Annotated in this window: 27 protein-coding genes and 2 tRNA genes; 9 read left to right on the top strand and 20 right to left on the bottom strand. The window is 52.5% G+C overall.

What is annotated here, in order from left to right; all coding sequences use genetic code 11:
• Positions 1-64: 64 nt before the first annotated feature.
• The 3 genes from HQ393_RS10500 to gloB form a co-directional block, all read right to left on the bottom strand.
• On the bottom strand, positions 65-2,818 hold the full coding sequence (locus HQ393_RS10500) for a DUF2339 domain-containing protein (RefSeq protein ID WP_179355146.1): 2,754 nt from the start codon (positions 2,816-2,818) through the stop codon (positions 65-67).
• A 154-nt stretch (positions 2,819-2,972) separates the two neighbouring features.
• Positions 2,973-4,517, bottom strand: coding sequence for a LysM peptidoglycan-binding domain-containing protein (locus HQ393_RS10495; protein WP_179355145.1), 1,545 nt, complete (start codon positions 4,515-4,517; stop codon positions 2,973-2,975).
• A gap of 177 nt (positions 4,518-4,694) precedes the next feature.
• Positions 4,695-5,444 carry a hydroxyacylglutathione hydrolase gene (gene gloB / locus HQ393_RS10490; RefSeq protein WP_179355144.1) on the bottom strand — a complete coding sequence of 250 codons (750 nt, stop codon included), beginning with the start codon at positions 5,442-5,444 and terminating at the stop codon, positions 4,695-4,697.
• A 40-nt stretch (positions 5,445-5,484) separates the two neighbouring features.
• Between gloB and HQ393_RS10485 the strand changes: the two genes are divergently transcribed.
• Complete coding sequence (locus HQ393_RS10485; protein WP_179355143.1) at positions 5,485-6,219, top strand: class I SAM-dependent methyltransferase; 735 nt, start codon at positions 5,485-5,487, stop codon at positions 6,217-6,219.
• Between the two features lie 58 nt (positions 6,220-6,277).
• On the opposite strand, the gene HQ393_RS10480 is transcribed toward HQ393_RS10485, so the two are convergent.
• A complete protein-coding gene (locus HQ393_RS10480; protein ID WP_179355142.1) occupies positions 6,278-6,562 on the bottom strand; it encodes a hypothetical protein in 285 nt (94 codons plus the stop codon).
• Positions 6,563-6,598: 36 nt separating this feature from the next.
• Between HQ393_RS10480 and rnhA the strand changes: the two genes are divergently transcribed.
• Positions 6,599-7,033 (top strand): ribonuclease HI, encoded by a 435-nt coding sequence (gene rnhA / locus HQ393_RS10475; RefSeq protein ID WP_179355141.1) that lies wholly within the window; start codon positions 6,599-6,601, stop codon positions 7,031-7,033.
• A 243-nt stretch (positions 7,034-7,276) separates the two neighbouring features.
• Positions 7,277-7,483 (top strand): hypothetical protein, encoded by a 207-nt coding sequence (locus tag HQ393_RS10470; RefSeq protein ID WP_179355140.1) that lies wholly within the window; start codon positions 7,277-7,279, stop codon positions 7,481-7,483.
• Positions 7,484-7,552: 69 nt separating this feature from the next.
• Here HQ393_RS10470 and HQ393_RS10465 read toward each other — a convergent pair whose 3' ends face one another.
• From HQ393_RS10465 to HQ393_RS10455, 3 genes are all read right to left on the bottom strand, one after another.
• Positions 7,553-8,041: a phosphatase domain-containing putative toxin gene (locus HQ393_RS10465; protein WP_179355139.1), complete on the bottom strand. Its 489-nt coding sequence runs from the start codon at positions 8,039-8,041 to the stop codon at positions 7,553-7,555.
• 62 nt (positions 8,042-8,103) lie between these two features.
• Positions 8,104-9,174, bottom strand: a complete 1,071-nt coding sequence (gene arsB / locus HQ393_RS10460; RefSeq protein WP_179355138.1) for an ACR3 family arsenite efflux transporter — start codon at positions 9,172-9,174, stop codon at positions 8,104-8,106.
• Between the two features lie 15 nt (positions 9,175-9,189).
• The gene (locus HQ393_RS10455; protein WP_179355137.1) at positions 9,190-9,555 is read right to left on the bottom strand and encodes an ArsR/SmtB family transcription factor; all 366 of its coding nucleotides are present in this window, start codon (positions 9,553-9,555) and stop codon (positions 9,190-9,192) included.
• A gap of 85 nt (positions 9,556-9,640) precedes the next feature.
• Here HQ393_RS10455 and HQ393_RS10450 point away from each other — a divergent pair, with 85 nt between their 5' ends.
• The 6 genes from HQ393_RS10450 (at position 9,641) to arsJ (ending at position 14,064) form a co-directional block, all read left to right on the top strand.
• Positions 9,641-10,141 carry an arsenate reductase ArsC gene (locus tag HQ393_RS10450; RefSeq protein WP_179355136.1) on the top strand — a complete coding sequence of 167 codons (501 nt, stop codon included), beginning with the start codon at positions 9,641-9,643 and terminating at the stop codon, positions 10,139-10,141.
• Positions 10,142-10,143: 2 nt separating this feature from the next.
• A complete protein-coding gene (locus tag HQ393_RS10445; protein WP_179355135.1) occupies positions 10,144-11,148 on the top strand; it encodes an ArsJ-associated glyceraldehyde-3-phosphate dehydrogenase in 1,005 nt (334 codons plus the stop codon).
• Between the two features lie 119 nt (positions 11,149-11,267).
• Positions 11,268-11,576: a putative quinol monooxygenase gene (locus HQ393_RS10440; protein ID WP_179355134.1), complete on the top strand. Its 309-nt coding sequence runs from the start codon at positions 11,268-11,270 to the stop codon at positions 11,574-11,576.
• 169 nt (positions 11,577-11,745) lie between these two features.
• On the top strand, positions 11,746-12,165 hold the full coding sequence (locus HQ393_RS10435) for an SRPBCC family protein (RefSeq protein ID WP_179355133.1): 420 nt from the start codon (positions 11,746-11,748) through the stop codon (positions 12,163-12,165).
• A 150-nt stretch (positions 12,166-12,315) separates the two neighbouring features.
• Positions 12,316-12,681 (top strand): hypothetical protein, encoded by a 366-nt coding sequence (locus tag HQ393_RS10430; protein ID WP_179355132.1) that lies wholly within the window; start codon positions 12,316-12,318, stop codon positions 12,679-12,681.
• A gap of 162 nt (positions 12,682-12,843) precedes the next feature.
• Positions 12,844-14,064: an organoarsenical effux MFS transporter ArsJ gene (gene arsJ, locus HQ393_RS10425; protein WP_179355131.1), complete on the top strand. Its 1,221-nt coding sequence runs from the start codon at positions 12,844-12,846 to the stop codon at positions 14,062-14,064.
• A 583-nt stretch (positions 14,065-14,647) separates the two neighbouring features.
• Here arsJ and HQ393_RS10420 read toward each other — a convergent pair.
• The 13 genes from HQ393_RS10420 to HQ393_RS10360 all read right to left on the bottom strand — a co-directional run bounded on the left by HQ393_RS10420 (position 14,648) and on the right by HQ393_RS10360 (position 26,543).
• Entirely contained in the window at positions 14,648-15,124 is a 477-nt protein-coding gene (locus tag HQ393_RS10420) for a hypothetical protein (RefSeq protein WP_179355130.1), read from the bottom strand.
• 9 nt (positions 15,125-15,133) lie between these two features.
• Positions 15,134-15,466 (bottom strand): hypothetical protein, encoded by a 333-nt coding sequence (locus tag HQ393_RS10415; RefSeq protein ID WP_179355129.1) that lies wholly within the window; start codon positions 15,464-15,466, stop codon positions 15,134-15,136.
• The gene (locus HQ393_RS10410; protein ID WP_179355128.1) at positions 15,453-16,217 is read right to left on the bottom strand and encodes a hypothetical protein; all 765 of its coding nucleotides are present in this window, start codon (positions 16,215-16,217) and stop codon (positions 15,453-15,455) included. Before HQ393_RS10410 ends, HQ393_RS10415 begins: the two co-directional genes overlap by 14 nt.
• Positions 16,204-18,858 carry a DUF3631 domain-containing protein gene (locus HQ393_RS10405; protein ID WP_179355127.1) on the bottom strand — a complete coding sequence of 885 codons (2,655 nt, stop codon included), beginning with the start codon at positions 18,856-18,858 and terminating at the stop codon, positions 16,204-16,206. The genes HQ393_RS10410 and HQ393_RS10405 overlap by 14 nt, the downstream gene beginning before the upstream one ends.
• Positions 18,855-19,244: a hypothetical protein gene (locus HQ393_RS10400; protein ID WP_179355126.1), complete on the bottom strand. Its 390-nt coding sequence runs from the start codon at positions 19,242-19,244 to the stop codon at positions 18,855-18,857. Before HQ393_RS10400 ends, HQ393_RS10405 begins: the two co-directional genes overlap by 4 nt.
• On the bottom strand, positions 19,237-19,635 hold the full coding sequence (locus HQ393_RS10395; RefSeq protein WP_179355125.1) for a hypothetical protein: 399 nt from the start codon (positions 19,633-19,635) through the stop codon (positions 19,237-19,239). The genes HQ393_RS10400 and HQ393_RS10395 overlap by 8 nt, the downstream gene beginning before the upstream one ends.
• A complete protein-coding gene (locus HQ393_RS10390) occupies positions 19,632-21,431 on the bottom strand; it encodes a hypothetical protein (RefSeq protein ID WP_179355124.1) in 1,800 nt (599 codons plus the stop codon). Before HQ393_RS10390 ends, HQ393_RS10395 begins: the two co-directional genes overlap by 4 nt.
• A 6-nt stretch (positions 21,432-21,437) precedes the next feature.
• Positions 21,438-23,072 carry a hypothetical protein gene (locus HQ393_RS10385; RefSeq protein WP_179355123.1) on the bottom strand — a complete coding sequence of 545 codons (1,635 nt, stop codon included), beginning with the start codon at positions 23,070-23,072 and terminating at the stop codon, positions 21,438-21,440.
• 11 nt (positions 23,073-23,083) lie between these two features.
• Positions 23,084-23,293 carry a helix-turn-helix transcriptional regulator gene (locus HQ393_RS10380; protein ID WP_179355122.1) on the bottom strand — a complete coding sequence of 70 codons (210 nt, stop codon included), beginning with the start codon at positions 23,291-23,293 and terminating at the stop codon, positions 23,084-23,086.
• Between the two features lie 167 nt (positions 23,294-23,460).
• Complete coding sequence (locus HQ393_RS10375; RefSeq protein ID WP_179355121.1) at positions 23,461-24,495, bottom strand: hypothetical protein; 1,035 nt, start codon at positions 24,493-24,495, stop codon at positions 23,461-23,463.
• A gap of 394 nt (positions 24,496-24,889) precedes the next feature.
• Positions 24,890-26,125 (bottom strand): tyrosine-type recombinase/integrase, encoded by a 1,236-nt coding sequence (locus tag HQ393_RS10370; RefSeq protein ID WP_179355120.1) that lies wholly within the window; start codon positions 26,123-26,125, stop codon positions 24,890-24,892.
• A 176-nt stretch (positions 26,126-26,301) separates the two neighbouring features.
• A tRNA-Leu gene (locus HQ393_RS10365) sits at positions 26,302-26,386 on the bottom strand.
• An 83-nt stretch (positions 26,387-26,469) separates the two neighbouring features.
• Positions 26,470-26,543 (bottom strand) — tRNA-Cys (locus HQ393_RS10360).
• Positions 26,544-26,553 lie beyond the last annotated feature (10 nt).

Below are 26,553 nucleotides of genomic sequence, written 5' to 3'. Positions count from 1 at the left end.
TACGCTTTCTTTCTTTTTGCGTAATTATGCATTTCGCTAATTGTTGAGCTAGGTTGGTTTTTTGTCAGTCTTGGCCGTCTTGATGCTGGTTTTCATCGTGCTGTTGGGGCGGAATCGGTGCTAGATAGCCTATCAGTAACAGCAATAAACCTACGCCCATAAAGGATGCAATCCGCTCGATGCCGCTAATATGCGATAGATCGAGCAGGAATAATTTACCCACCACGATGGCCAGCAAGGCCGCGCCCACGAGCCAGAGGATGCGCCAGTATTTGCGAGTGGCCACCAACATCAGCGCCAAGGCAATAATGGTCCAGAAAATCGATAAACTCATTTGCACCACGGTCGATTGCACCAGCGCATCTAGCGTGTAATCAATATCGCGCTGGTGGTGGATCGTGCGCAGTAGCATGGCATTGAGCCAAACAAAGCAGGCCGCGCCCAAAGTTGCATAGCCCGCCGACGGCATGGGGCGGTTTGCTATCCGTACGGCCGCTTTGCCCCAGAAGGCCAGCGCTGCCAGCGCCGCGATCTGTGCCAAATCGAGTGCATTCAATACTGGCCAGCCCGAGTCACCTCCCGACAAGGCGGTATAAAAACCCCAGAGCAGCAGTAGTAAGGCGACGGGTGCAGTGCCAAATAGCCAATACGCTCTGCGGTGGGCTTTCACCGGCCACGGCAAATATTTGATCGCTGCCAGCGCGGTGCTCATCACAATGGCAAATATGGCTAGATCAGATACCCCTGTATGTATGTTTCTGCCGATCCAGTAGGATAATTCATCGATGAACATACCCCAGCTTAGCCATGCGGCCGCGGTATGCTGCCATTCAGCGTGGGTGTCATGGTGACGATCTTGCTGATAGAGCAGGGCAAACAGGGCAATCAAAGCAAACGGCCAGGCCCATAAATCAAAAAAGTGATTCAGATGGAAATATTGCGTGAGTGCAAGCAAGAGCAAAAACGGCGCGAATGCCAGCGCGAGGATTTGCACCTGACGCCAAATCTTGCGCAACGCCAATTGCTGAGCCGTGACAGCGACAAAGATCGCCAGTAAGATTTGCGCATTCTGCAAGACCTCGAACGAGAAAAATCGCTCGACCTCATCCAGATTGGCTTTGACCAACCACAATAGCCCCCACGCGCCCACGACCCAGCCGAGCTGGATCAAGCGAGGTTTTAACGGCCAGTCTTTTTGTTTTTCATGCAATTGCCACGCGCAAAACAGCCCGGCCAGCGCGATCAGCAAGTCGGCGAAATACACGCCGTTGAGAAAAGGCGTGCTGGTGTAATAGTCGCTCTCGCTCAATACCGCGATGCCCGCAGCGAATTGTAAAAACAGCCCAAAACTCATCGCAAGGCGACGTTCTTGCCGTAGGCTGACCCAAAGCACGGCTGCGCCTTCCACGGCCCACATGGCTGCGGTCACATTACCGTCAAACGCCAATGGAATCGCCAGCGTAGCGAGCAAAACGCCAATCGCAATTTGCGCATCGATAAACAGCTGCAGCGTTGCATCGCGTCGGTGCTGTAAATAGCCAGCCAATGCAAAATAGCCCAGCGCGCCGATCAAGGCGCTGTAGCACATGCCATATTCAACCCCGCTCATGAGTTGAGATTGCAGCGCCAGCGTGATGATGGGCGTGCCAAAAACCAGCGTGCCATCAACGATGGAGCGGACTGAATGACTTCGTTTGAGTGCGTATAAAGCGCTAATTCCCGCATAAAAGAGCCAGAAAATCACCACAAACGGCTGTGTGCTGGCGCGCAATTCGCTGCGGTAATCCAGCACGCCCCATGTCGTAGCGATGGCATAGGTAAAGATAAACCCAAGTAAATTGAGCGAGCGCCAAGCCTTAAACCAAGCAATACCAAAAATACCGGCATTGAGCAGGGCAAAATAGCTAAATAGCAGTACATGATTGCCGCTGCCGTCGCTAGTGAGAATCGGCGCCATAAATCCGCCGCAAATCCCCATCACCGCCAGTGAGCTGGCGTCTTGTCGAATCGCCAATAGGGCGGCGGCGACGCCGAGCAAAGCCAAGAGGCCAAAAGCCAAGGTCGTCGGCAACAAATGATAGAGCTTCATGGCGCCGTAAATCGTGAAATACAATAAGCCCAGCGCACCGCCTTGCATAATCAGCGCATAACTACGCCGCGCCGCGCGTAGTCGCCAGCCGGTTGCAAACAGCAGCGCCGCGCCCAATGATAAGCCCGCCAGTCGGGCTTGAATTGGCAGCATTTGGTTGTCGGCGGCAAACTTCAGCAAAAAGCTCACGCCAAAAAATAGAATAATCATCCCCAGCCGCACGACGGTATTGCCGCCAAATAACCATGCCTGCGCAGCGTTCCAGCCCTCGGCGATCAAGGCAAAGAGCGGCGATGGTTTGGCCGTCGGTGGCAGTACTGGGCGTGTAACACGACGCGCGGGCGCAGGCTGAGTGCCCACTTGAAAACCGGCATCGCTTAGTGCGGGCTGTGTGGTGGGGGGTATCGATGTGGATGAGGTGCTGGCTACGGTTTCTATTTCAACGGCTTCGGCAGCGGCGGCTGGATTCAAGGTGGAATTCGAGTTGGGATTTGCGGCCGTGCGCAGCGCGCGGACTTCATCTTCCAGCCGATTTATCCTTTGCTTGAGTTGGGCGACTTCTTGCGCCAGATTGGGCACTTGGCGCTGCGGAGTGGCCGGTTGGCTGCTGCGTTCTTCAAACCAGCGTCCAATCAAAAAGCCCACGATGCCCACAATCAGGCCAGCTTTGAGCTCAAAGGTGCTCCAGCCAAAAGCAAGGCCGAGGATAAATAATGTCCAGCGCAGCATGGCATTCCTCTTTACGATCAGTACCTAATCCTACAATACATCGGCAAGTATCCAGCTATAGATTAGGCTGGAAAACGATTTCATACCTATACCCTTGATAAAAAAACGCCGTTAATTGCAACATTAACGGCGCTCATTTAGATCGTGCTGCTGATTAGTTCATTACCAAGATCATCCCCGGTGAGATGGGTTTGCGATTGGATTTTTTCAGCTCATACAGATCGATATTGAGTTTTTTCGCAATCGACGCCAGCGTATCACCACGTTTGACCACGTACGACTTGGGCGCATTGCTGGCATTGCCAACGGTGAGCGATTCACCCAAGGCCACTTGATTGCCCTTGAGGTTATTCATCGCTTTCAATTCCGCTACGCTCAAATCATAGCGTTTGGCGATATTAAACAGCGTATCGCCTTTGGCCACCTTATGCTCACGGCCATGACTGCCATCACGTGCGACTTTGATCACAGGCTTAGGCGTGTCTTTTTCACCGGTATCAATGGCTTCACCGTTGCGGTTTTCATGCAGCGCAGCCAGCGTTTGGCGCTCAGAAATATCAATGCCCGCGACTTTAGGCACCAAGATCATTTTGCCCGCAGCCACGCGCTCTTTGCTGCCAATGTCATTGATGTCGCGTAGCTGATCTTCGCTAATGCCAAACGTGCTCGCCAAATCCTCAACGCGATCACCATGTTTGGTGACATATGGCTGCCAATTTAACAGCGGCTGATCATAGGCGGCTAAGTTGCGCTCGAAAACAGGGACTTGCGCGACGGGGAGTACGAGTTTGCGTTCATCTTTATGCGCAATCACCGGCCGGATAAAGCCGGGGTTGAGCTTCAGTAATTCATCAACACTAATGCCTGCCAGCTTGGCGGCGACCGACACATCCATGTGCTTGCCCGGTTGCAAGGTAGCAAAATAGGGCTGATTCGGGATCGCAGATAGTTTGACGCCATAGGCTGCTGGGTCGGCAATGATGTTGCGAATGGCCAGCAATTTGGGGACGTAATTGCGCGTCTCATCGGGCATTTTCAGATCGACAAAGGCCGTGGGTAAGCCCGCAGCAATGTTTTTGTCGATGGCGCGTTTTACGGCGTTTTCACCCCAGTTGTATGACGCCAGCGCCAGTTGCCAATCGTCAAACATGCCGTGGATGTCTTGCAAATAGCTCAGTGCGGCATCGGTGGCGGCAACCACATCGCGGCGCCCGTCGTACCACATCGTGCGCTCAAGACCATAACGTTTGCCGGTGTCGGGAATAAATTGCCACATACCCGCCGCTTTAGCGGGGGATTCTGCACGTGGGTTGTAAGCCGATTCAATCATCGGCAATAGCGCAAACTCCATCGGCATATTGCGGCGCTCAACCTCACCGACCACATAATAGAGATAGCGATTACTGCGCTCGATAATGCGATTTAAATAATCGGGGCGGCTGGAATAGTAATTTTCCCACTTTGTTACCAGCGGGCTATCAATATCGGGAATCGCAAAGCCGTTGCGCACTCGCACCCATAAATCACGCTCGATCAGCGGGTTGGCCTCACTAAACAACTGATCAATGACGGCCTGGGTATTGGCTGAGAGCGGAGGGGTAATACTGTGTAATTCGTAGTCGAGCTTGCCAGATTCGATGGCCAACGCTGGTAGTGAGAGGAAGGCGGTAAAGAGAGTAGCGCACAGGCGGAGCTTCATTGGCCCAGTCCCTGAAATTATTCTGAATTTTGCGATAGTAATGGTCGCTTTCCGACTGTGTCAATCAGCGTTTAGCTAGAAATCGGTTAGGCGGTTAAAATCTTTGATTTATTGAGATTTTTTGCTGAATATTCCGCAGTTTGCCCCGCTTGTGGCTTAGATTAAATTTCATTTAGTTTAGCGAAAATGATCCTTCCATTGTCGCAGTGCGGCAAAGGTATCAACGGCGTTTGCGATATTGGCGTTGTGCGCGCGGGCGGCGGCGACGACTTCGGCTTGTTCGCAGCGCAAAAACGGATTGCTCGCCAACTCGATAGCCAGCGTACTGGGCAAGCTCATTTGGCCTGCCGCACGCAGAGCGCAGACTTGGTCGTAGCGGGTTTGCAGCGCGCGATTATTGGGCTCCACCGCCAGCGCAAAGCGCAAATTGCTGAGCGTATATTCATGCGTGCAGCACAGCTTGGTTTCGCTCGGTAGACTGGCCAATTGCTGCAAGCTGGCAAACATCTGCGCCGCCGTTCCTTCAAATAATCGTCCGCATCCGGCTGAAAATAGCGTGTCACCACAAAAGAGCGCGCCAGCACCGTAGTAGCTCAAATGATCCAGCGTATGGCCGGGCGTGGCGAATACGGTGAAATTTTCCCCCAGTAGCGTCAAACTTTCTCCGCCTTGCAAGGGTCTATTGATATGGGCAATGGCTGCAGGGCCGTAAATGGGCAGGTCTGCATGTACCAGCGCGTGGAGCCCGCCAGTGTGATCGCCATGGTGATGGGTGATTAAAACCCCTTCCAGCGTGCATTGATGCTGACGCAGCCAAGCTTGCAGTGGCGCTGCCTCACCGGGGTCAACAGCAATCGCTTTGCTGCCCTGATGCAAAACCCAGATATAATTATCTTCGTAAATTGGTATGGCGCTGATGTTGAGCATTGCTGTTTCTCCGCCTGATTCGATAAGGTGCAACAAGCCTATGAATGCTGCAGTAGATCATTTTGCCGCTTGGCTGGCGACTCCGCTAGGCCAATATCTGCGCGATTCGGAAGCGGCGTGGTTTGATGCCAAAGTGTGCGACATCTTTGGCTATAAAGCGATGCAGTTAGAATTGCCGCAGCTCGATTGCCTGCGCGCCAATCGTATGCCGTGGCGCGCTTTTGCCGGGCAAGCGGCGGGCACGCAAATTAAATGCATGCCCGAGGCGCTGCCTTTTTCCGAGCAAAGCCTCGATTTGCTGGTGCTGCCGCATACGCTGGATTTTGCCGGCGACCCCCACGCGGTATTGCGCGAGGCCGAGCGCGTGCTGATGCCCGAAGGTCGTTTGCTAATTACGGGGTTTAATCCGTGGAGCTTATGGGGCTTGCGGCGGCTTAAAGCGGATGAAGTGCCGTGGCAAAGCCATTTTGTGGCACCGCATCGGCTCAAAGACTGGCTGGCCTTGCTTGATTTGCAGCTCTTGAACGGCGCTTTTCTCTGCTATCGTCCCCCGCTGCAACGCAAAGGCTGGTTGGATAAAAGTCGTTTTCTAGAGCGGGCTGGCGATAAATTCTGGCCAGCGGGTGGCGGCGTGTATTGCGTAGAGGTCGTCAAACGCGTGCGCGGCATGAATGTGATCGAACCTGATTGGCATCATATCGCCATCCCTGCGCGCAGCGCCGCAGCGGCGGTAGAAAAAATCCGCTTGCAGGCAGAAAAAGATCGTTGCAAATAATATCGTGGGTATTGCTATGTAATCAATTAATTAATTGGTTTTCGTAGCTATACCCCTGTTATTTGTCGCACTGCTTGGCGGTTTCCAGCATGCTTTTGAGGATTTTTGTCCCTTCCTCACGATTTTTGGTCGGAATCCGAATATCATGCCCGCTACCCAAATTGCCGCCGCCGTAGCTGATTTGTAATTCCTCATCGCTCTGATTGATAAATTGCACGACGGTCAGGTTGATAAAGCGATCATTTTTCGCATCAGGGCCCGGTAGCTTCCACGGGCAAAAAGGGCTGGCGCTGGCGATATGGGCGCTACAGAGCAAAAGAAACAGCAAGATGTGACGGTGCATCGTGTGACCTATTAAATTAAATTGGTGAATTGCATTATGGTTGAGATTTATACCGACGGCGCCTGTAAAGGCAACCCGGGGCCTGGCGGCTGGGGCGCTTTTTTGCGCTACGGCGCGCATGAAAAAGATCTGTTCGGCGGCGAAGCCCACACCACCAATAACCGAATGGAATTGCTCGCCGTGATCTCGGCGCTGAAAACCTTAACCCGCAGCTGTGAAGTGACAATCCATACCGATTCGCAATATGTTAAAAACGGCATCGAAACGTGGATCCACGGCTGGAAGCGTAATGGCTGGAAAACTGCGGATAAAAAACCAGTGAAAAACGAAGACCTGTGGAAGGCGCTCGATGAGCAAGTGGCTCGTCATCAGGTGCAATGGCGCTGGGTCAAAGGCCACGCGGGTAATCCGGGTAATGAGCGCGCCGATCAATTGGCCAATCGCGGCGTTGAGCAATTTCTGGGCGCTTGATGCGGCCACCGCTGCTGTCACCAATTCTTCATTTTGAACGCAATCTGCCCCGATATACTCGATTTTGCGTGCAGCTGGTCTGCACTCAACTAATCTGAAAATTGTTCGATAAGCCTGATATAGGCCAGCAAAGTAGATGCATTGCTGGGCGTGCATCACACCATTTGCTGTTTGTTCTTTGAGCTGCTGTCGTCTTAGTTATTCCACACGCTGTGCGAGATACTCAAGAAGGAGGTGCTTCAAATGATCACTTATTCCAATTCACTCGAAGACTGGCTGGAGCTCACCGCGCTGGTTGCGCAAATTCCCGATGGCGCTGATCTGGTGCTGACCTTTGGCGAGGCCGATCGCGCCGCTGGGTTGGAAGTCGGCTACGGACGGCGCTTGCTCGAAGCCACGATCCGTAATGGCCAATTTTATTACGCAAGGCAAAAAGCCGCCGAATCTTGATCCAATTCGCCCCGCCAGATTGTTTGCAGGTTTAGAGTTCAAGCCCAGCATTGCTGGGCTTTTTCATGTTTAGGCCTTGGCCAAATAAGACATGTGCGCAGGGATGCGCAGTGATTTGGGGCGAATGTTTTGCACTAACTCAACTGCCGTCGCTAATGGCGTATTTTGTGCGCGCATGATCAGCGCAATCATCAGTCCGGTGCGCCCCGAGCCGCCTTTGCAATGCACGGCGATCGTCGCGCCTGCTGCCAGCAAAGCCAATACTTGCGTTTGGGCTGCCTGCCATGCGGTTTCAAACTCCGCCTGCGGTGCTGAATCATCTTCAATCGGGAAATGAAACCATTGCAAACCTGCTGCGGCGCAGACTTGCGGCAATGTCGCGACGCCTTCAGCACTGAGCTCATGGCTGGGCATTAGGGTAATGATGGCCGACGCGCCAGCTTGCTGCAGTTGCGCTACCGACGTTGCCAAGTCTGCTTCTTTGCTGCCTGGGCATGGGGTAAATAAAACAGTGCCACCAGCGGGCAGGGCGAGTGCGTCAAATGGGTGCTGATTCATGCTGGGAAAATCCTGATTCATTCTAATTACTGAGTTAGTAGTGAGGTATGTAATGCAAATTATTAAGCCGTGCGTTCATACCAGTTTTTGCTGCGATTTAAGGCATTGACCACCAATAACATAAGGGGGACTTCAATGAGTACCCCGACGACGGTGGCCAGCGCTGCGCCTGAGTGAAAGCCAAATAAGGCAATCGCCGCTGCGACCGCGAGCTCAAAGAAATTTGATGCGCTGATCAAGACCGAAGGGCAGGCAATATTGTGTTTGACCCCCGCCGCGCGATTTAAGGCGTAGCCCAGACTAGAGCTGAGCAATACCTGCGCCAAAATCGGCATCGCCAGCAACGCGATCACGAGTGGCTGCTGCAAAATGGCCTCGCCTTGAAATGCAAACAGCAAAATCAGCGTTAGCAGCAGCGCAGAAATCGACCACGGGCCGATTTTCGCCATGATGGCATCAAAGGCCGTGCGCCCTTTTTTTAGCCATATTTTTCTTAAGCCCTGTGCAATGATCACCGGCACCAAAAAATACATCAGCACCGACGTGATCAGCGTATCCCACGGCACGATAATGGCTGAAATGCCCATCAAAAAAGCCACCAAAGGCGCGTAGGCAAAGATCATGATCGTGTCGTTGAGCGCCACTTGGGTCAGCGTGAATAATGGGTCGCCATTGCTCAGCTTGCTCCAGACAAACACCATTGCCGTGCACGGCGCTCCGGCGAGCAAAATCAGCCCTGCAATATAGGAATCAATCTGCTCGGCAGGTAGATATTGGGCAAAGACGTGCCGAATAAAGAGCCACGCAAAAAAAGCCATTGCAAACGGATTGATGAGCCAGCTCACAAATAAGGTAATGCCAATGCCGCGCACATGCTGGCGCACCTCATGCAAGGCTGAAAAATCGATTTTCACCAGCATGGGGATAATCATGATCCAGATTAACAAGCCGACGGGCAGATTAACCTTGGCGATTTCCATGCGGCCAATGGATTGAAACAGCGCGGGGAAAAACTGCCCGGCTGCAATACCAAGGGCGATACAGATCAGCACCCACAGCGTTAGGTAGCGCTCGAACACATTCATCGGCGCGCCAGCTGCCTTTTTTTGTTGCACTTCACATTGCACGCTCATGGTGATTCCTGATGATCAGTCTGGGGCGGCAGCGGGGCAGCAGCCAGAGGATGGTGAGCAAGTTTTAGCATCGCCTACGTCTATGCATTCTGTGAGATTGCCCTCGCAGCATTCTTCGGTCAGGTAGGCTACCAAATCGAGTATCAGCGACATATTGGCGCGATAACGCATAAAGCGGCCTTCTTGTTCCACCGTTACCACATTGGCGTGCACCATGGATTTGAGGTGAAACGACAAATTGCTTGGCGCAATACTCAGTTGGCTGGCGATTTCTCCCGCAACCAGCCCCGCTTTGCCTTGCCGAAGCAATAGGCGATACACATCCAAGCGTACGCCAGAGGATAAAGATTCAAAAATGGTCGTTGCGATTTTTTGTTCCATATCTCAACTATACAACAATTATTGAAATAATAAACTAGTATGGTTACCATCCATCTCAATGACGCAAAAATAACAGGGCAGATACATGAAAGATTTCTACAACGTGCTATTCATTTGCACCGAAAACTCGGCGCGCAGCCAGATGGCCGAAGCCATGCTGAATCAAATTGGCTATGGCGTTTTCCGTGCCTTTAGTGCGGGTAGTCAACCTAGTGGCACGGTGCACCCAATGGCACTGGCGGCGCTGGAGCATGCCGGAATCAGTACTGCCAATCTGCGTAGCAAAAGCTGGAGTGAATTTACCGCTCCCGATGCGCCGCACATGGATTTGGTGTTTACGCTGTGCGACAAGGCCGCTGGCGAAACTTGCCCGCCGTGGCCGGGCGTACCCACGATCGCGCATTGGAGCATGCCGCACCCAGGGCAAGAGGGTGATGAAGCCGAGCGCCAGCATAGTTTTAATCAAACGCTTATCCAGTTGCGCCACCGTCTGGATTTACTGGTGGCGCTGCCTTTCGAGAAACTAGACCATCTCGCACTCAAACAACATGTGGCCGATATTGGCCAGACTCAAACTCAGGAATAAGCATGAGCATCAAAGTAGGGATTAACGGCTTTGGCCGCATGGGGCGTTTAACACTGCGCGCAGCTTGGGGCTGGCCAGAGGTTGAATTCGTGCAGATTAACGATCCGGCCGGCGATACCGCCACACTGGCGCATTTGCTCAATTTCGATTCAGTGCATGGCCGCTGGGCGCATGAAGCCACGACTGAGGGTGATGACATCATCATCGGGAATCAGCGCATCAAAACCAGCCGAAATACCGCGATTGGTGATACCGATTGGTCGGGTTGCGACGTGGTGATTGAAGCCTCAGGCAAAATGCGCACCACCGCCTTGCTGCAAGCCTACCTCGATCAAGGCGTCAAACGCGTTGTTGTTACCGCGCCGGTCAAAGAGGCAGGTGTACTGAATGTTGTCGTCGGCGTGAACCATCATTTGTTCGACCCAAGCATTCACCGCATCGTCACCGCCGCCAGCTGCACCACCAACTGCCTCGCGCCGGTGGTGAAAGTGATCCACGAGCAGCTCGGCATCCGCCACGGCAGCATGACGACGATTCACGACTTGACCAATACCCAAACCATCATCGACGCGCCACACAAAGATCTGCGCCGTGCGCGTTCGTGCGGCACGAGTTTGATCCCAACTTCAACCGGATCGGCCACCGCGATCACCGAGATTTTCCCCGAGCTAAAGGGACGCCTCAACGGCCACGCCGTGCGCGTACCGTTAACCAACGCCTCGCTCACCGACTGCGTATTCGAGCTAGAACGCGCCACGACGGTGGAAGAAGTGAATGGCCTCTTGAAAGCCGCGTCGGAAACCTATTTAAAAGACATCTTGGGTTATGAAGAACGCCCACTGGTGTCGATCGACTACCGCGGCGACGCCCGCTCCAGCATCATCGACGCGCTTTCGACGATGGTGATCAACGGCACGCAACTGAAGCTGTACGCGTGGTACGACAATGAGTGGGGTTATGTGAACCGTACGGCGGAGTTGGTGCAGCAGGTCGGTTTGGCATATTAGTAATTTATCGATGGGTATGATTGTCAATGCTCTATTAAATAAGATCTATGGCGATATACCCAACGTAGATTGGGTTGCGGCGATATTACTCGACGCAAATCAAATTGCAGGAGTAAATCATGGATGCCTGTGTTGCTGTCTTCGGCTATTTGCGTTTTCCGCCAGAAAAGCTGGTGCTGGTTCGCCCGCATTTGAAGGTATTGGTCGAAGCCACCTATCAGCATGATGGCTGCATTGCCTATGATGTGGCAGAAGACCTGTTTGACCCGGGGCTGATCCGATTTTCTGAGCTGTGGCCTAGCGCCAACGCATTGCAGCAACATCTCGTTGCACCGCACATCGAGCCATGGCGAGTCGCGGCGCGTGCTTGTGGTTTGCTGGATAGAAAATTCACCGCGTATTCGCTGGGTGAGTCGTGGGTGGTTTAAGCTCTGCGTCGACTGATCAGTGAGTAGGATGGGTGGAGCCGATTTTTGGCGATACCCATCATCCATATCGATGGGTATCGCTTCGCTCCACCCATCCTACTCGCTGATTAGTGCTGCAATACCGTAGGGTATGCTGTGAATACCTCGAAAAATGACTAAGGGAATTGAAATGAAAATTACCGTTGAAGCTACAGTAGCCGCACCTATCGAAACAGTTTGGCGTGCGTGGACAACGCCAGCAGCCATCATGCAATGGAATGCGGCGTCGGATGATTGGCACACCACCGCGGCCAGTGTTGATTTGCAAGTGGGCGGCGCTTTTTCGTCGCGCATGGAAGCCAAAGACGGCAGCATGGGTTTTGATTTTGCGGGTACGTACACTAAGATCGTTGAGCATGAATTAATCGAATGCCAATTTGGTGATCGTAGTTTGCAGGTGGAATTTATCGCCGCAGCGGATGGCGTGTTAGTGCGCGAGACCTTTGATGCGGAAATGACGCATTCGATCGAACAACAACGCGAGGGCTGGCAGGCAATTCTCAATCAATTTGCGAGTTATGTGGCTGCTGAGTTGGGAAAGAAGGCTTAATCGGAGTGTAGGTCGAGTGAGTATTACCTTATTCGTGAATACTTGATTATGTGGTTCCACTTGTCTGCGATATGCACTAAAGCTCTGTACCCAGAGATGGGAAGGGCGCAATTACTGTCAATTGTTTGATCCAACACACCTGGTAAAAAGATGAGCATAAGCAAAAGAGAAAATGAAATACGAGCATTTTCCAACTTAAAACTCCGATACCAAATGATCTTGGTTTGGCTACCCGTAGTTTTTAGTGCTCTATTTATGGGTGTTGCTGGTTATTATTGTGGCGTTGAGCTGGCTGGTTTCTTTAGTGTTGATCCAGCCGCTCCAATCATAAATCAACCAAACTCCGGCAAATTCTTTTTTCTTTTAATGGCGTTATTCATATTCCTGTTTTTGTTTGGCTTTGTTGTTTGGTATTTTTTCTTGATTTGTACCTTCAAATACTTAGCCGCATTTAACGTTAGTACGATAAAAAACATAGTGTTTGGTCGAGATTATCCGAATCACTGGTCGTCCTAAATATCGCGAAGCGAGGTAAATCTGCACGCCCTGCGTAAATGTGGGTATGTCAATGTTTACGGCCTGATGGCGACGATCGATCTGAGTTACCCTGTGTGTATTGCTCTGTAATCAATGAAAAACTATGCATGCAAGCCAATACCTAATAAATTGAACAATGAAATGCTCACCACACTCTCTCCCCAAGTCCGCCAATACCTAATCATCACCGGCAACTATTGGGCCTTCACCTTGACTGATGGCGCATTGCGTATGCTGGTGGTGCTGCATTTTCATCAGTTGGGCTTTAGTCCGCTCAATATCGCGCTGTTGTTTCTGTTTTACGAGATTTTTGGCGTCGTCACCAATCTGGTCGGTGGCTGGCTCGGTGCGCGGATTGGTTTGAATAAAACGATGAATATCGGTCTTGGGCTTCAAGTGATTGCGCTGTTGGCGCTGACCGTGCCGACAGCAATGCTGACCGTGCCGTGGGTGATGGCTGCGCAGGCGCTGTCGGGTATTGCGAAAGATCTCAATAAAATGAGCGCGAAGAGTAGCGTCAAAGCCTTGGTTCCTATTGGCAGTGCGGCGGCCGAAGGTAAGCTGTATCAATGGGTGGCGCTGCTAACGGGCTCGAAAAACGCGCTCAAAGGTGTCGGGTTTTTCCTCGGTGGGGTCTTGCTCACCGCATTGGGCTTTGAAGGCGCGATGTGGGCGATGGCGGCGGTATTGCTGCTGGTGTGGGTGGCGAGTTTGGTAAGCTTGAAAGCCGACTTGGGCAAGGCGAAAAACAAACCCAAGTTTGGCGAGATTTTCTCCAGCAGCCGTGCAGTGAATGTCCTGTCGGCGGCGCGGCTGTTTCTGTTTGGCGCGCGCGATGTATGGTTTGTCGTGGCGCTGCCGGTGTTTATGGCGACGACGCTGGGCTGGGCCGATTGGGCGGTAGGGACATTCTTTGCCTGCTGGGTGATTGGTTACGGCATCGTGCAGACGCTCGCGCCGTATTTAACGGGCAAAAAGGCGGGCAAAGTACCCGATGGACGCGCCGCAATGCTCTGGGCAATCCCATTGGCCTTATTGACGACGGGTATTGCGCTGGGCGTCAATTCAAATATTGATTTGCAATGGATACTGGTGGGGGGCTTGTTGCTGTTTGGTATGCTGTTTGCAATTAACTCATCGCTGCACAGCTATCTGATCGTCAGCTATGCCAAAGAAGACGGCGCTTCGCTGGATGTTGGTTTTTACTATATGGCTAATGCGATGGGGCGGCTAATCGGTACAGTGCTATCGGGTTGGGTTTTTCAGGTATCCGGCTTGACCGCTTGCCTGTGGATTTCGGCGGCATTTATCACGCTCGCCGCGCTAATCTCCATTGCATTGCCGCGCCATACGAAGGTTTAGTCATTTAGCCTGCGGGCGGTAATCAAAGGGAAGGAGAGGGGCTTTGCAGTGCGCCGTGATTGTGTCGCAGTCTTGGTTTTGGAAATCTTTGCGGCAACAAAAAAGGGCTTAACCTTGCGGCTAAACCCTTGAATGTATTTGGTGGTGCTCGGAGCCTCTATCACAATGTGGCTTGAAAGCCGCATATTTGCTTGGTTGTTCGTTTGATTTTTTGCTAGCAGGGGTGAAAGCAGGGGTACATAACCAAAGTGCTAGGGGCTTTTTTTACCCCTCCAAGCAACGGCAATTTATTCATTCGGCGCACCCTTAGCCCTCCCGTTGTTTGCCAGTTTTTTCGCTGGCAGTAGATTGAAGCTACAGGGCTTGGACTCCTCTTTTTTCAGGTGTCAGGTATGTCAACATTTGTTAACAGGCGTGCGCCAATAGAGCTTGCTGTTTTCGCACTGTGCCTAGCCTCGCGTGCGCGCGCGTATTGCTCCGCGTATTCCTTGCCTTGTACATGGAAAGTAACGCCTCGCGCACGCGCGCGTACTTGTGCCAAAAGTACCTTCTCGCGCGCACGCGCGTACTTGCCGCATAAGTCCTAATCTCCCCCATAAAAAAGCTCGTCTAGCATTGCCCTGTGTTGAATCTCCAACGTCGCATAGGCCAGATACGCCCATCCATCCAGCAGCTCTTGCAGCTTGCGCTCATAACGTCCAGCAGTTGTGGCACTGATGTTGTGCCTTTCGCCAATTTCACGGCAGCTATGCCCCTTGCCGGTTGTCCACTTCCGAATTAAATCCACATCGGTTTGTATGCCGTATTTGCCCGGGGTTTTGTCGGCCAGATAGCGCATCTCCGTTTCTCGCTGAAGGTGCAATACCCAAATAAGGGCGCGCTCTGTTGAAGGCAGTTTGTTTACCTTGTCTAGAACGAGTGCCGCTTGTACTTTTAGGTCATAAATTGAAAATTCGGACATACCAGGCGGAAGGTCTCCGAACTGCTGCGCACGGCAATTCGGTATGCCATCCATTTGAAACGCCCAGCCGATCAGGCTTTGAATTGAGCTGAATTTCACGCATATCCCTCACTGAACCAGATGCACTGGCAGCTCTTGTGGCTGCTCTCTGTGGAGTCGATGAAATGCAGCAATTGCTTTTTCTTCGTCAATATTGAGTAGCTTTGCAACATCGGCAATTTCATAGAGTGGCTGGTTATTGTCGTTAAAGGCGCGTGGTGTAGGCAGTTGTTGCAGATGCTTTGAAATTGCCAGCGCACCCTCCAAAAACTCGGGAGGTGCGCACATAAACACGGTGATCAGGCTTTCGATTGCTTCGTCACTCTCATCACCATGTAATTCAAGTGCTTCCGAATACTGAAGCAGGGCAGTCTCAAATCGATCTCTTTCAAATGGGGTCATTCTTTTTCACCTCTCTTAGCATTCCGAACGGTACGAGCCGGCGTTTTCCTGTCATTTCATCCTGCCCAACCATCTTGCTGAATACACACGGCGTACCGATCGGCAAATTGCCCACGTCAACAAATCTCGCAGGGGTTTTGATCTGGTGGGTCTGGTCGGCCAAAGTGGTGTGCAAATCATTCATTGCACTCTCAGCCAGCGCCTTTGTCGCAGCCAGCGCTTGTTTGGTGGCTTGCTGATTGTCGTAGCCACGAGCACGGCGCAACTGATAACGGCGCATGTCAGATAGTCCTTCCCATTCAGGCGGGTCGGGTTCGTCGTAGCTGCCATCAAGATTGATGTCTGTCGCAACTAATGCAGAATTTGCACTGGTTGGTAATGGCTCATCATCGGGAAGGGCTTCAATCTTGCAATCAGGGTAGCGCTCCCGCATGGCCTGCTCGGTTGGTTCAGGCAGGCATCGCACCTCTCGGCACTCCCCGTCTGGTCCGGTGACCTGCCAGCGCCAGTGCGTCACCTCGGTATCAATACCAATGCTCTTGAGTGCAGCACCAGCAGTGACCGCGGTAAGCACATCGGCAATATGCAGCCATCCCCCTTGCAGTTGTTTCACCAGCTCGGGCTTGTGCGCTCGGATTAAAGCTGACTGCTCAGGGCTTGGCTTGGGCGTGACTTTCAGTGCGCCATCGTCATTGAGTGACAGTGATAAGCCTGCCTCGGTCAGTACATCAAGAAGATCAGAAGAGTTCATAGTCATCACCCTCATGTCGTGCTGCGCTGGTTTGTGCTGGTACGGGCTCATTGCTGAGATAACGGGCAAAGGCGTCCTTAAAGTCGGCTAGCTCGTAACCGTTGCGGTTTGCAAAATCAATCTTGAGCTGCCTTGCCTTCACGCCAAACTCTGCGACTCGTTTTGAGAGTTGCCGTGCAGTGACTGGACGGCCTCGGTTATAGGTGGCCCATGCCGATTCCTCGTCTTTGCAAAGCTCCTCAAGCAATACAGAGGTGTGCAACTTGTCGGTGCGCGTTCGTTCAAATGCTGCACGAATGTCGCCAAGCAGCTCTTGGTTGATGCTTTGCGCATCGTCTTCGGTATGGGTGAGCTTGTGCGCTGCCAAGCGTGCTTGTTTCGGCCAATCCCCACCAGCAAGGTCAGCAATCGCTAGTAGCGGCTCCCAATTGTCGGCAGTGCGGTTGTGTAATCCGTCCAACTCAGGGCGCATCGTTGCGAAGTTCTCGCCATTGTCATCAGCCCAACGAGCAAATTGGCGCTTTACCATCGCAAAGGCTTCTCGGTCGTAGTGCCGCATATTCTCGCAGCGCTCGCCTTTGAGCTTGCGGCGCATCATCAGAATGACTGAGCGGCTGGTGATCGTATCGGCTACGCCATGCGCACCAATCCCGCTAATGGCCTTTGCGCCCCACGTTACAAACGTCCGTGGCTCGTGCTCATCGCCCACAGTGCGAATCACATACGCAGTGTCTCTAGTGTGGCCGCTGTTGATAATGCCGACCAACTCGGGGCTGTCTCGCATAAAGGTGTCGGCCTCATCGATAAACAGCGAAGGCTTCCACTTTTCAACAGCACGGAATAAGGCTGCGGGGGTGATGTTTGAAGCCCAAATAGGTCGGCTGGAGAGCTTAGCCAGCACATTGAGCAAGGTCGATTTACCGCAGTTTTTCTCAGGCGCGGTAATCAGCGCCAAGGGCATTACTGTCGCGTATTCGACAAACCACGTTAATGCGGTCCAAAGCGTTGCTGCTCGAATAGTCTCTTTGTCGGCAATGACATAGCGGCACATCAGCGCAAAGGCATCATCCAGCACGGCAGCACCGGAAACAGGCACAGGCCATGGTTCAACGTCATCAAACAGGATGGATACCCCGCTGTTGTCATCGTCCTGCTGTGCAGCCAATTCGCGCCGTGCGCCATTCACCAGTTTGTCTAGCACACTCGCTCTGGTCTGCAATGCTTCAGAGGCCGCTTGTCGTACTCGCTCATAGGCCAGAGGCTTTAAATTGGCCAAGTGTAATATGTAAGCTTCTTCGTCAAAGTCCTCCGTTTTGGGGCTTTTTTCACCCTCGTTTGCGTGCGTTTCTGCTATACCCCCTAAAAATGGGTGTTTATCCTCTACTCCTCTACAACCCGCGCCGTTATTGGGTTTGCAGGTAGAGGATAGATTTTCGTTTCCTGTGGATAAGTGCCTTTCCTCTACCTCGAAACCCGCGTGGTTATTGGGCTGTAGAGGAGTAGAGGATAGAATTTCTACTTCGGAACTGTTTGACTCTGAGTAGAGCAAAGTAGAGTCATTTTCGCTTACGTTTTGAGAAATGTTGTTTTCTTCGTTTTCCGGTAGAGATACCGATTTAGGCTGAACTCTACCCTCTACCTTTTCGCCGTGCGTAATCGTATTGGTAAGCTGAATTCGTACAGCATCTAGCCCAACCAATTGATGCAGGTCGTTGAAGTCAGAAGGGACTTTGCCGTGCTGAGCGGTGTGCTGCTCGATCAGCTCTGGCGTGAAAACCGGAACGCACCATACCGCCATGCCGTGAACGATTGCTGCTTCACTGGCGGTCTTCTGGCCTGTGCCGCTGGCATCAGTATCACCACACACCCGCAAAGCCATTTCTGGCAATGCTTCACTTAGCCTGGCGGCAATCATTGCCAAGTTACCCGCATTCCATGCCACGACCACTGGCAGACCAGTCGCTTCATGTAGTGTGCAGCCGGTTGCCCATCCCTCGCACAATAGCGCCTCAGCAGCGCCTTGCAGCTTGCCCAGCACCAGTGATGTGCCTTTGACCTGCCCACCAGTGCCGAAACGTTTAGTACCGTCTTCGCTGATGTATTGCAGGTTCACAATCTCGCCATTGGCACGCAGAGGCAGAACCAGCATTTTGTAAAACTGCTTGGCTCCGATTGGCTTAATCCCCTTGGCGATTAAATACGGGTGAGCGGCATTGATCGTGCTGGCTTCTTCCCAGCGTTGCTTGGCTTTGGCCGATGCTTCAGCGCGTTGCTGTGCGGCCAGTGCGTCAGCCTCAGCTTGTGCGGCTTGGCGCTCGGCCTCGATCTGTTGGCGCTGCTCGGGTGTCGGCGGGGTGTAGGGCTTGCTAGGCTTCCAGCCGTTCTGAATGGCTGTGCTAAACAAGCTGGCAATCGTTACCTTGCCAGCGGCTCCGATGCTTTTCCAGACCGCTTTCGCGGCCTTAGATTGATAGTTTTCAGCCGTGGCACTCCAGCTATCCCAGACATCAAAGCCAGCCTCACCCAGCTCGGACTTAACGGCCATTGCCATCAGTACCCAAGTGTCACGGTCATGGCTTGGTACGTAGGACAATGCAGCAGCTATTTCAGATTGTTGGTTGATTGGTTGAGGTGCATTCATTCGCTCACCTCGCTTTCAGGTGGCGTGAATGCGTTCTCAAGATCGCCCATCAGGCCGATGATGTAGGCACGAATGCGCTCTTGCTCTGGGGTCAGGCTGCCTTTGCTTTGATTGTCGCCAAATAGGCGGCTAAGGATTGCATCACGGCAACGCAGCACCAGCTCGGCGGGGTCGCCTTCGGCAGCATTGGCCGCAACTAGATAAGCCAGATTGCCCTCAGCGCAGCCCATCGTGTACTGGTTGAATAGATCTCGGGTTTGCTTCTGTCCTTCTAGGTCGTAGCTTTCCACCATGCGCGGCAATGCAGCGGCTAGCGGGTGAGTCTCGGGCAATGGATTAAATGCGAATGGTGATTGCTGGGTATGGGCGTGCGTAGTGCTAGGCATGGTGGTTGCCTCCTATCGTGGGTTTGAGTAACCCGCCGCTCAACGCCAATTGAGGGTGGCAGGTCAGTAGTGAGGTTGGCGTACCGGCACGATAGGAACCGGCGCAGCCGAAGCTGCCCCCACTACGACCCGCCATAGAAGACGCACCAGTAGTGTTGACGGACGAAAAAAAGCCGCTATTTGTTAGCGGTTTGTCCGCTACCGTGTTCGAGACGCCAATCTCGGCTGCGCTATTGAACGCAGCAAGGCCATTATCTACGGATTGGGCGAGTTTGGAAAGTGTCGAGCACTTTGCTTGTGTGGGTTGGCTTGGGGTTCTATGATTGATCTGTGCTTGGTTGGCACATTGCTTTAAGGCGCTCTGGTCGGTAACGGCTGGGGCGTTTTTCATTGGGTCAATCCTTGTAGCGCGGCTTTACTAGCGGCTTTTCGTTCATTCTTGCGGTCGGTCTCGGTCAGCATGTCCATGAGGCTTGGCATGATGCTGTTGACCGTTGCAGGCGCGGCAAATGGCTTGGCCGCTTGATCGAATGTGTTGGCAATGGCAGAGCGCAGCGGGGTGCTCAGCAGCAGCTTGGAAGCGGCGCTTTGTCCTACTCGGCTGTAGCCTGCTGTGCCAAGTCCTAGCCCCAGCGTGGCGGCGGTCAGGGCAGGGGATATACCGCTAACACCCAGCCCAGCTAAACCGCCTACGCCAATTTGCAGGGCTTGCCTGAATGCCGTACCGCTATCGGGAATGTTGGAAGGCAAGATCTGCTGTGCAGCACCAGCAAAGTCTTGCATCAAGGCGTTGCCCTTGGCATAGGCCGCTTTGTTCTTGCTTGGGTCGAGCGCTTTAATGGCGGCCAGTGACTGCGCAGGAGTGAAAACGCCTTCATGCGTACCGGCACGAGCAGAGGCATTGAGCGCACGCAGATACTGGGCATAACCTTGGTTGATTGGCCCCAATTGGTTTTGATAGCTGGGGTTATTCCGCTCGATCATGCTGCGCAAACCGGATTGCACCTCAGACAATGCATTGCCTAGATTTCTAACGTCATAGTCACTGCTGCGCTGATAAGGGCGGTAAATTTCCCCCAGCTTGCTTTCGATGCTTTTAAGCGTATCCCCAGAGGCTAAGCCTGCATTGGTAAACCGCCCCTCAACCTCGTTGGCAATAATCCGATTGAGCTGATCGGCGCGTTCAGCAGGCATGCTTTGCCCCATCTGGCGCACAGTACCGAGTAGCTGCTGAAATGGCTGATCAAGTTTGCCCTTCAAGTTGGGTAATAGGGCGTCATAGGCGTCTGATAGCTTTTGTCCTGCCTGGTCAATTGCAGCATGCCCAGAAAGTCCGTTATCGAGCTTTTGCCCAATGGGCGCGAGTGATTGATTGATAAATCCGGTATTAAAGCTTTTGATGCTGTCGGCCTGTCGCGCTTTGATCATGTCGCCCAGTATTGGCACACTGGTTAAGCCATTTTCAATGCTACGAGCAGAGCCGCCCAAAATCTGCCCAACCGTCATGTTGACGCCAGCATTCTTGAGCTGCTGAACAACAGGGTCGGCGACACCGCGCACTACGTTGCCTACGCCTTTAACGACTCGGTCACTTACAACGCCCAAGCCTGCACCTAGTCCGGCTTGCAGTACCTTGTTGCCAAAGTAATCGCCATTGCCAAGCCCTTCTTTGCTGGGTGTGGCTGATGTTTCAGTTGGGGCTAACAATGCACTCATGAGGCCAGTACGTGCAGCGTTCACCACACGAGCACCACCTAGAACTGCGCCCAGTGGGGCTGTCGCAATTGCACCACCAGCCAAATTGCCGACAAACCCAGCCTTGGTACGCATCAGCGGCGCATCGCGCACCGCATTGTCATTTGCTTCAGCATCGAGCTTGCTGGCACTGGGCAGGCCAAGCGCATGTGCGGTGAGCTGGCGCGCGCCAAGCTGGGTGTCGTTGAAAAATTTACCTGCCCCGGCTAAAGCGCGATAGGTTCCATCGCCCAGCTTTACCCCTGTATCCCATGGGCCGAACTTCAGGGTGGCTCCGTCGGCTTTGGTGGGGTCAATGTCTGCGCTTTGCGCGGGTTGTGGCGCTTTATACCCGCTGAACTCATCCAGTGAGATTGAGCGTTTAGGGGCTGCTTGCGGTGTTGGGCTGCTGGCCGTACCGCTGAATTCTTCGAGACTAATGCTTCTTGGCATGGCGTCTTACTCCAAATCAATTGAGCGTGTGTTGGCATTCCAACGGCCTTTTGAACCATCTTTGCCGACATATAGTTGCCCATGCTTCATTCGCATCGTGTCGGGCTTGCCTGAAGCCAAATAGGGCAATGGCTGCGCTTGCGGCTGTGGTTGCGTTTTGGGAGCTGGCTGTTGTGCTGCTGGTGCTGGTGTTGCCCGGCTAATTTCCCGCTGTACAGCTTTGATCGCGGTCTGAATCTGCGGAATTTCTGATGGGCTAGCAGTTCGCAATCGACCTTGCAGATCAGCTAACTCGTTCTGCTTGATCTGTAGCGCAGTACCATCGCGGCCTTGTTGCGTTGCGGCTGGTACTTTCCACGCAGGGCTATTCGGTGCAGGCGTTCCTGCGTTTGGCGTTGTTGCTGGTGCTGCTGCGGTCGGCGGCTTGCGATGCTCTCCGATACCTTCAAACCCTTGGTCTGGCGTATAAAACCCAGTCAGAGCGTCGGTTTCTGCTGACAACCGCTCACGCATTGCGGTCAGTTTTTTCAGTGATGTTTCGGGGTTATCTGTCGCAATGGGTACGAATGGTGCAAGTCGCGGGAATTCGGCTGCTGTCACGGCTGCGCCTGAACGATCGTGAATGATCTGGCTGCCAATATCTGCAATTGATGCGCGCAATGGCACACCGTCAGGGTCCACGTAGTTCAATAAATCGCTTGGCAGATAGTTTTTCATCCCCAGATGATCTGATGCGTTGCTTTGCTTGATGGTGGCGATAACGTCATCAATCCGCTTAATTGCCGCTGAATTCCCCGTATAAGCTTGCAGCACAGAGGCTGGAACAGGTTTCAGTTTTGGCGGTGCTTCTGGCCGTGCATCAAGCCCTTGGATGCGTTCTACTATTCCGGTACGTGGGTTGAATGCGTAGCCAGGTGTGGTTGTGGTCGGTGGTACGACTTGCAGATTGGGCGGGTTTGCACCTGCCTTGGCTGTGGCAATCTTTACCTGCCCTTCGATGTACCTTGGGTCGTATTTTGGCGCTTGCTCGGTTTCATCCCAAACCATGCCAGTAGCCAGAGCAGGGCGGCCAAATTTAAGGATATGGTCGGCAGTTTCGGGGTCACCAAGACGAAGGAATATATCCGACGCAGCTTTTCGGCCTTCTGGCGTGGTGTAGTCCAGATTGGCGGTCAGCTTGTCGCGCAGTGCCGTTTTATCTTGCTGCTGGCGCATGCCGTTAAGCTGAGCGTCTGCAAGGTCTTGGCGGGTAAAGGCGCTTTGCATTTCCTGCGCTTGGTTCATGCCCTGCAATGCACCACGGCCAATAGCGGGGGCGAATGCCCCATAGTTGCCTGTATTGTTCGCCAGAATGCCAAGGCCGATGTGCAGCATGGGGTTGCTCATCATTGATCGCATAGCATCATCCTTGCCCTTGGGCGCGTTCAGCATATCCCACATGGTTTTTGGCTGAGCCTGTGCTGCTTCCTGCACTGTCGGTATGGGCTGCTGTTGAGGTACAGCCATTGCTGGTGCTGGCTCCATGGCCTGCGGCATGTCATTCATGCTCGACATGTTCTGCGCGTAATCCAGCAAGCCCATCTTTCTAGCTGCGCCTTGGTTCTGGTCGATCTTTCCGGTGAGGTAGTCTAATAGACTCATGATCGCCCCCCTTATGCCGCTTGGCGTTCTGATATGCGCTCATCCATCCACGCTTTGACCTCGGACTCTAGAAACGCAATCGAGTGCGAGCCAAGCTTGACCGGCTTAGGAAAGCTGGCATCGTAGCGGGGGCTTTTGGGGTTCATGCGGTCGTAAATCGCATTTTTAGACAGCCCGATGATCTCGGACAGCGTCGGCATACGGATAAATGAATCTGACATGTTTGCACCGCTTAGTACGTGTTAGTAACGGTGCTAGATTGGCAGGGGCTGAAAACTGTCAGCCAGCATTATTTGCTGTCAGTCTTTTGCTATGTACTGTCTATTTTTGTGCGGCAGAAAATGAAAAAGCCCTGAAAAATCAGGGCTGTCATGGAGTGTCACACTCTTTATTTAAGGTCGAAATGTTCTTTGATTATCGAGCAAAAAACAATTGCCTCTCTTGGAAGTTGGTTATTTTTACCCATATTCCCGCACGAAAAACTTTCGACAAGCCACGCTCCAATGGCCTTGGATTGTGGCGCGTTTGATTGGTAATTAGGGTATTTATCTGGGAATGCTGCAATTGCAGCAGCTAGTTTGCCAAACGTGTCTCCGCGAATTGTGTTCGCTTGCTGCGTACTTGTTTGGGTGTGGGGGCTGTGATGTTCGTGAGAGGTTTCTAGCCATTTGAGTATATCGCCGGTTTTGAAAGTGGCCTCATATAGCTGATCTAAATGGGCAGGACTTATCTCTGCAGGGTTAATTGCTTCTTCGTCGCCGTCACCAAAGCTGTTGCGAACAATAAAAACCTTGGCTGATATGGCCTGAAGTTCGCCAAATGCTAAACCTTGAAGGATTGCGGCTTTGCGTGCCTTGGCTTCCTCCCAGCCCGTCCAGTTTTCATGTTCAGCCTTTTGAAGAGTTGATACTTGCATTGGGTCGATTCCTGCCCATGCCAATGCGGCCTGCGTAGCAGTGAGAACACGCATACTCTTTACGTGAGCAGGAATCCATTCATGGTCTATGGTTTCCTGCTGGGTGAGTTCGGCAACGGCCTTGAATGGTTTAATTTTGGCTGGGATATATGCGATGTCCTGTTCTTCTAAGAACTTAATAATTTCATCAGTCAGAAAGCCGAAGTCCGTGCCATATTGATTTTTTTCGTTGTGAAGAATGCTGTCCACAGTGTTGTGTTTAGCAACGCTTGAAAGATACTCGCGGGCTTTTGATATCCCAGCGGGATTGGTGTGATCAATGTCATGCCAATCAATTTTCTTTGCTATTGTCGGCATGCTTTTATCTGTTTCAAGGTACTGAATTAGGACTTGGGCTACTTGCTCAGGGGATACTGCATCCTCTGAGCCTCTTTGCAGTCCTACGATTAAATCCCTCATGCATATAAATTTATTCGTCTGCTCAGCATGTTTTTTAGCAATACTCATAACGCCCCCTAGGCGTAATCCCTGTATTGATTGCCAGCGCCAGCGGGTCAGGGTTACCCGTTTTCGATTGGCCGATCTAGGCGCGGCAAACGCTTAAAATTACTTTTTTATCCTCTACTCCTCTACAGCCCAATAACCACGCGGGTTTACGAGTAGAGTTTGTCTAGTTATCCACAGATTTCAATTTTCTATCCTCTACCTCGAAACCCAGCATCCATGCGGGTTGTAGAGGAGTAGAGCTAAAAAGGCTATTTTTCAGGGTAGAGAGCGAAACGCACACCAAAGTGCTGAAAATTACCCCGTTTGTACTTACTACCTTAAAAAAATCTTTAAATTGGTTTTTGGATGAAATACGCCCTTTTTTACTACCCAAGGTATTGGGATAAAAACTGACTTATGCGACTTTATTCAAATTCAACGGCACGACATTTACCCCGGGTTTTTTACTGTCCAGATAATCAGCCCACCACTGCATTAATGCTCGGCGCTCTTTCAGGTATTGGGCGCGGTGATATGCAGCACGTACTTTGTTTTTTTCGGCGTGAGCTAATTGGCGTTCGATTACATCAGCGTCAAAGCCTTCTTCGTTCAGCACCGTAGAGGCCAGCGAGCGGAAGCCGTGTGGGCAGTGAATATCCTTGTAGCCCATCCGCCCCAAGGCGTAGCCCATAGTGTTTTCGCTCATGGGTTTCTCGTGATCAGTCTGGGCAGGAAATACAAAGGCACTTCTTTTGGAGTGGGGGCGCAATGCATCGAGCACGGCCAGAGCTTGACGTGATAGCGGCACGATATGCGGCGCTCGCATCTTCATGCGTTCGGCAGGTATACGCCATTCTGCCTCCTCAAAATCAAACTCTTCCCACTTGGCCCCGCGTAATTCACCTGGTCGAACAAAGGTATAGGCCAGCAATTCCAAGGCGTTCTTGGTTAGCGGGTGCAATGGCTCGGCGGCTAGTCGTCGGTAGTATTCGGGTAGCTCTTTGCGCGGCATGGCAGGGCGGTGCACCACTTTTGGCGCGGTGAGTGTTTCTGCCAGCTTATATGTCGGGTCGGTTAGTGTGCGGCCTGTCTGCATGGCGTAGCGCATGACAGCACCAATGCGCTGCAATATCCGCTGTGCTGTTTCAACAGCGCCACGCGCCTCAATCTTCTTGATGGTCATCAGCACTAGCGGCGAATTGATGTCAGCGATTGGCATATTGCCCAAGATCGGGAAGGCGTCTGCTACTAAAGACTCCATGATCTTCTTGCCGTGATCTTCGCTCCAGCTATTGAGCTTCTTGGTATGCCATTCACGCGCCACGGCTTCAAAGGTGGTTGCTGCTGTGGCTGCTTGGGTGATTTTCTCAATCTTGCGAGCGATGCGCGGGTCTTGGCCTTGTTTGACAATGGCCGCATGTTCGTCGCGCAACTGGCGAGCCTCGGCCAGACTGATTGCGGGGAAGTAGCCCAGCCACATTTTGCCGCGCTTACCGAGTACTGAAAATTGATACTGAAAACGCTTTGCGCCATCGGCGTGAATCACCACCCAAAGGCCAGCCCCATCGTTGAGATAGGTTTCTTTTTCGCTTGGTTTTGCATTGACGAGCTGCAAATGCTCAAGCTGATTGGCGGCTACTTTCTTTGGCATGATGTACCCCTCTAAACGCTATGTACCCCTGTATCGTATCGCAGGGGTGCAAGAAGGGGTACAAAAAGATTGTCTTGATTAGGATGAGTTAGGATTGTTTAGGGCAACAAAAAACCCGCAAAGCTAGGCTTGATGCGGGTTTGTAGTGCTGCTTAGTACTGCTTAAAACTTAGTAATGGTGCTCGGAGCCGGAATCGAACCGGCACACCTTGCGGCGAGAGATTTTAAGTCTCTTGTGTCTACCTATTTCACCATCCGAGCACAGGGTGCGAATATTAACAGTCTTTCGCATGTCTTGCTAGTCTTACTCTACAAAAAAGCCCAGCTTGGCTGGGCTTTAATGCTGGAGGCGGAGGCCGGAATCGAACCGGCGTAAACGGATTTGCAATCCGCGGCATAACCATTTTGCTACCCCGCCTTAAGGGGTA

It is taken from the genome of Chitinibacter bivalviorum, assembly GCF_013403565.1.
Taxonomy (GTDB): domain Bacteria; phylum Pseudomonadota; class Gammaproteobacteria; order Burkholderiales; family Chitinibacteraceae; genus Chitinibacter; species Chitinibacter bivalviorum.
This window is presented reverse-complemented; position numbering and strand designations above follow the sequence as displayed.

Bases quoted from the DNA above. Each gene is read 5' to 3' on its own strand.
- HQ393_RS10500 (WP_179355146.1), bottom strand. From the start codon at position 2,818: ATGCTGCGCTGGACATTATTTATCCTCGGCCTTGCTTTTGGCTGGAGC.
- HQ393_RS10495 (WP_179355145.1), bottom strand. From the start codon at position 4,517: ATGAAGCTCCGCCTGTGCGCTACTCTCTTTACCGCCTTCCTCTCACTA.
- gloB (WP_179355144.1), bottom strand. From the start codon at position 5,444: ATGCTCAACATCAGCGCCATACCAATTTACGAAGATAATTATATCTGG.
- HQ393_RS10485 (WP_179355143.1), top strand. From the start codon at position 5,485: ATGAATGCTGCAGTAGATCATTTTGCCGCTTGGCTGGCGACTCCGCTA.
- HQ393_RS10480 (WP_179355142.1), bottom strand. From the start codon at position 6,562: ATGCACCGTCACATCTTGCTGTTTCTTTTGCTCTGTAGCGCCCATATC.
- rnhA (WP_179355141.1), top strand. From the start codon at position 6,599: ATGGTTGAGATTTATACCGACGGCGCCTGTAAAGGCAACCCGGGGCCT.
- HQ393_RS10470 (WP_179355140.1), top strand. From the start codon at position 7,277: ATGATCACTTATTCCAATTCACTCGAAGACTGGCTGGAGCTCACCGCG.
- HQ393_RS10465 (WP_179355139.1), bottom strand. From the start codon at position 8,041: ATGAATCAGCACCCATTTGACGCACTCGCCCTGCCCGCTGGTGGCACT.
- arsB (WP_179355138.1), bottom strand. From the start codon at position 9,174: ATGAGCGTGCAATGTGAAGTGCAACAAAAAAAGGCAGCTGGCGCGCCG.
- HQ393_RS10455 (WP_179355137.1), bottom strand. From the start codon at position 9,555: ATGGAACAAAAAATCGCAACGACCATTTTTGAATCTTTATCCTCTGGC.
- HQ393_RS10450 (WP_179355136.1), top strand. From the start codon at position 9,641: ATGAAAGATTTCTACAACGTGCTATTCATTTGCACCGAAAACTCGGCG.
- HQ393_RS10445 (WP_179355135.1), top strand. From the start codon at position 10,144: ATGAGCATCAAAGTAGGGATTAACGGCTTTGGCCGCATGGGGCGTTTA.
- HQ393_RS10440 (WP_179355134.1), top strand. From the start codon at position 11,268: ATGGATGCCTGTGTTGCTGTCTTCGGCTATTTGCGTTTTCCGCCAGAA.
- HQ393_RS10435 (WP_179355133.1), top strand. From the start codon at position 11,746: ATGAAAATTACCGTTGAAGCTACAGTAGCCGCACCTATCGAAACAGTT.
- HQ393_RS10430 (WP_179355132.1), top strand. From the start codon at position 12,316: ATGAGCATAAGCAAAAGAGAAAATGAAATACGAGCATTTTCCAACTTA.
- arsJ (WP_179355131.1), top strand. From the start codon at position 12,844: ATGCTCACCACACTCTCTCCCCAAGTCCGCCAATACCTAATCATCACC.
- HQ393_RS10415 (WP_179355129.1), bottom strand. From the start codon at position 15,466: ATGACCCCATTTGAAAGAGATCGATTTGAGACTGCCCTGCTTCAGTAT.
- HQ393_RS10410 (WP_179355128.1), bottom strand. From the start codon at position 16,217: ATGAACTCTTCTGATCTTCTTGATGTACTGACCGAGGCAGGCTTATCA.
- HQ393_RS10405 (WP_179355127.1), bottom strand. From the start codon at position 18,858: ATGAATGCACCTCAACCAATCAACCAACAATCTGAAATAGCTGCTGCA.
- HQ393_RS10400 (WP_179355126.1), bottom strand. From the start codon at position 19,244: ATGCCTAGCACTACGCACGCCCATACCCAGCAATCACCATTCGCATTT.
- HQ393_RS10395 (WP_179355125.1), bottom strand. From the start codon at position 19,635: ATGAAAAACGCCCCAGCCGTTACCGACCAGAGCGCCTTAAAGCAATGT.
- HQ393_RS10390 (WP_179355124.1), bottom strand. From the start codon at position 21,431: ATGCCAAGAAGCATTAGTCTCGAAGAATTCAGCGGTACGGCCAGCAGC.
- HQ393_RS10385 (WP_179355123.1), bottom strand. From the start codon at position 23,072: ATGAGTCTATTAGACTACCTCACCGGAAAGATCGACCAGAACCAAGGC.
- HQ393_RS10380 (WP_179355122.1), bottom strand. From the start codon at position 23,293: ATGTCAGATTCATTTATCCGTATGCCGACGCTGTCCGAGATCATCGGG.
- HQ393_RS10375 (WP_179355121.1), bottom strand. From the start codon at position 24,495: ATGAGTATTGCTAAAAAACATGCTGAGCAGACGAATAAATTTATATGC.
- HQ393_RS10370 (WP_179355120.1), bottom strand. From the start codon at position 26,125: ATGCCAAAGAAAGTAGCCGCCAATCAGCTTGAGCATTTGCAGCTCGTC.